General features: G+C 64.7%; 4 protein-coding genes. 1 reads left to right on the top strand and 3 read right to left on the bottom strand.

Annotation, left to right across the window (positions count from 1 at the left end; translation table 11 throughout):
- On the top strand, positions 1 to 618 hold a 618-nt coding region (locus SH809_11145; protein ID MDZ4700253.1), incomplete at its 5' end, for a hydantoinase B/oxoprolinase family protein.
- A 153-nt stretch (positions 619 to 771) separates the two neighbouring features.
- Here the strand turns inward: SH809_11145 and SH809_11140 are convergent.
- The 3 genes from SH809_11140 to SH809_11130 form a co-directional block, all read right to left on the bottom strand.
- Positions 772 to 981 carry a (2Fe-2S)-binding protein gene (locus tag SH809_11140; GenBank protein ID MDZ4700252.1) on the bottom strand — a complete coding sequence of 70 codons (210 nt, stop codon included), beginning with the start codon at positions 979 to 981 and terminating at the stop codon, positions 772 to 774.
- Between the two features lie 4 nt (positions 982 to 985).
- Positions 986 to 2,335: a hypothetical protein gene (locus SH809_11135; protein MDZ4700251.1), complete on the bottom strand. Its 1,350-nt coding sequence runs from the start codon at positions 2,333 to 2,335 to the stop codon at positions 986 to 988.
- Between the two features lie 208 nt (positions 2,336 to 2,543).
- On the bottom strand, positions 2,544 to 3,176 hold a 633-nt coding region (locus tag SH809_11130), incomplete at its 5' end, for a TonB-dependent receptor (protein ID MDZ4700250.1).

The raw sequence follows: 3,176 nt of genomic DNA, 5'->3' as shown, positions 1-3,176 counted from the left end.
GCCGGCTGCCTCGTCAACGCCCGTCCGCCTGCCGCCGTCGCCGGCGGCAATGTCGAGACTTCGCAACGGATCGTAGATGTCGCTCTCGGGGCGCTCGCTCAAGCCATGCCGGACCGCGTGCCGGCAGCCTCGCAGGGCACGATGAACAACCTGACCATCGGCGGCGCACGGGCCGATAGGACGCCTTTCGCCTACTACGAAACCATCGGCGGAGGGATGGGCGCCGGCCCGAATGCGGATGGACTAAGCGGCGTGCAGGTGCACATGACCAATACGCGCAACACGCCCGTCGAGGCGTTGGAGATGAACTACCCCTTCCGCGTCACGCGCTACGCCCTCCGCGCCGGCAGCGGAGGCGCGGGCTTCCACAATGGCGGCGACGGCATCGTACGGGAATACCTCTTCCTCGGGCCCGCCACCGTCACCATGCTGAGCGAACGGCGGCGACAGGGACCGCCCGGACTCGCCGGCGGACAGGACGGCACCACCGGCCGCAACACGCTCATCCACCCCGACGGTGCGGAAACCCCGCTCCCAGGCAAATTCTCGCGCCGATTCGAAGCCGGCGACCGCCTCCGGATCGAAACACCGGGCGGCGGCGGATGGGGGAAAAAGTGAAAAGTGAAAAGTGAAAAGTGAAAAGTGAAAAGTGAAAAGTGAAAGAGGCTGCAGCCCAAAAAATCAATGTCATCTCGACCAAAGTCGCCGGCTTACCGGAGACGAAGTGGAGACACGAGCCATGCGACTGATGAGTGTAGCGAATAGACCTCCCTACCAGTCCCCGCCCACCAGTTCTTGAAACTCCGTCTCCCCGGTACGCAGCATCCGCTTCACATACGGATGACACCGGCCGCAGCCGGCGCCGCAGACGCCGCGGCGTTGCAGCGTTTCGAGGGTCGTATCGCCGGCCTCCCTGGCAATTTTTTTGATCTCGCCAAACGTCCGCCCATGGCAGAGGCACCGATCGATGCAGATGCGCATGCGATTATCGGACATAGGTGAGCGGGCGTGACACCGAAACGCCTTCTACTTCCAGCCGGCTTATGTACACGCCAGCCGACGACAAGCCGGGCGCCCACCTAACCTCGTGCGCCCCGGCCGGATACACGCCCTCCGCCAACACCGCCACGCGTTCGCCGAGCAGGTTGTATACCGCCAGCCGAACCGAAGCCGGGACATCTACCTGAAACCCGATGGCAACCGCCCCGCGAAACGGATTCGGGTAGCCGGGCGACAGCGCGAATGGGCGAGGGATTTCTGGCGACTCGGTCGCGACCGGCGATCCGCCCGTCCACAACGCAATCGACGACGGGGCGATGCCGGCGGCGGCACGGCCTACCTCTCTCCCTTGCGTATCGTGGACGGAGACAAACCCGGCCTCGGTGAAGCCATTCAGCCGGCCCACAAAAAACCGGCTCGTCACGTCGTCGTACGCCACGGCGCCGAGGGCCTCGGAGCCGGGGATCGAAACGGTCGGAAGCGACACATTGGACGCCGTATCGAATGCCAGCAGCGACATCCCTTCGATGACAAGAAAGCGCCGGCTGACGGCGTCGTAATACACATCCTGCCCCCCGATGCCCGTCCCGAGCTGGCTCGTGGCGTCGAAGCTGGCGACGACATCTCCCGTTCCGCCGGCCAGCACGACCACCCGTCCGTTCGACTGCGAGATGATCTCGGTGAAGTCGTCGTTGTACACGGTATTGCCGGTGCACATCACCCACAGATCCCCCTCCAGATCACCCTCCAGCATGCGCGGTCCGTCGCACCCCGGCGTCACGGTTTCCACTACCACGTCGGTCAAGGGGTCGATGACGGTGAGTGTCGTCCCGGCCCCAAAACCGTGGTTGGCCACATAGACCCGCCCGCCGGCGACGGCGATGGCCTCGGGGTTATCACCCACCGGAATCGTGCCCTGGACGCTGGCATCCGACAGCCGGATGATCGTCACCGTGGCGTCGAACAGGTTGGAAACATAGGCTTTGTCCGCCCCGACGACGCGCAGGTACCGCGGACTCGGAACGCCGGCGATCTGGCCCGTCCGCTCCCGGGAATCGACGTCAAACAGATCGATCCGGTCCGACGTGTTCGCCATCACATACGCCGTCCCCTTATGCAGGGCGATGCTCTGGACCAGCGTGTTCAGGTTCGGAACGGCATCTTGCGTCGCCCCGAGCGTGTTGGGGTCGATGACGGTCACCGTCCCGTTGGCATCAGAAAAATTGCCCTGATTGCCGACGAAAAGGGCAATGGGTTCCGACTGGGCGAAGGCGAGGGTAGATGACGAGGCAAGAAGCGCCACGACGAGGCCGGCGCGAAGGAGTGTATTGTGCATGAGGAGATAGGAATGAGGAAAATGGAAACAGGAAAAGCAGGGTAGAACGTATTCGGGATGACGTTACGCAGCGACGGTCCTAAACGGGCAAAAACGCCCGTTCCCGAATCGTAGAGACGCAACACTTTGCGTCTCCTTGACGCAACACATTGCGTCTCCCTTATAAGCCGAGCATACCGTCGGTTAGAAAAACGGAAATGAGGACGGGCTACAGGGCAAGCCGCGCCGTCAGCACCAGCCGGCGCGGTGGCATCGGGTACCCCTTGATGCCCTCGTAGGCGGTATCCAGCATATTTTCCAGATGGGCGCCGACCCGGAGCCGTGCCGGCCCGATGCGCCGGCCGACCCGAACGCCGGCGTCGGCCAGCAGATACGCCTCCAACGCCTGGGTCTCGTCGGTCGTAACAAACCGCCGGCCCGTGTACCGGCTGGCTACGTCGACAGACACCGACCAGCCCTGGCGCCGCCAGCCAGCGCCGATATACACCCGCGCCAGATGGCGAGGCACGTACCGGACCTGCCGGTTGAACGACGCGCCGGAGGGGTCCGACCAGTCCCGCGCGTCCGTCAGCGTATACGACGCCTCGGCCTCGAGTGCCAGCCGGCCCGGACTCCGGAGGCCGGCCGAGGCTTCGATGCCCCGCGCATGAACGCGGGCAATGTTCTCGGGCGACCATACGACGCCCGACACCGGCTGCCACACGATCTGATCGCGCGTGTGTTGAACGAAATAGGTGACTTCGGCGGACGGGCGCAGCGCGAATCGCCCCGGCTGCCAGCGCAGGCCGGCCTCGTAAGATCGGCCCCGCTCGGGCTTGAGCGCCGGGTTGCCGCCGGGCTG

Source organism: Rhodothermales bacterium, assembly GCA_034439735.1.
GTDB lineage: Bacteria > Bacteroidota > Rhodothermia > Rhodothermales > JAHQVL01 > JAWKNW01.
This window is presented reverse-complemented; position numbering and strand designations above follow the sequence as displayed.

Excerpts from the sequence above, each read along its gene's own strand:
- SH809_11140 (MDZ4700252.1), bottom strand. The coding sequence starts at position 981 with ATGCGCATCTGCATCGATCGGTGCCTCTGCCATGGGCGGACGTTTGGC.
- SH809_11135 (MDZ4700251.1), bottom strand. The coding sequence starts at position 2,335 with ATGCACAATACACTCCTTCGCGCCGGCCTCGTCGTGGCGCTTCTTGCC.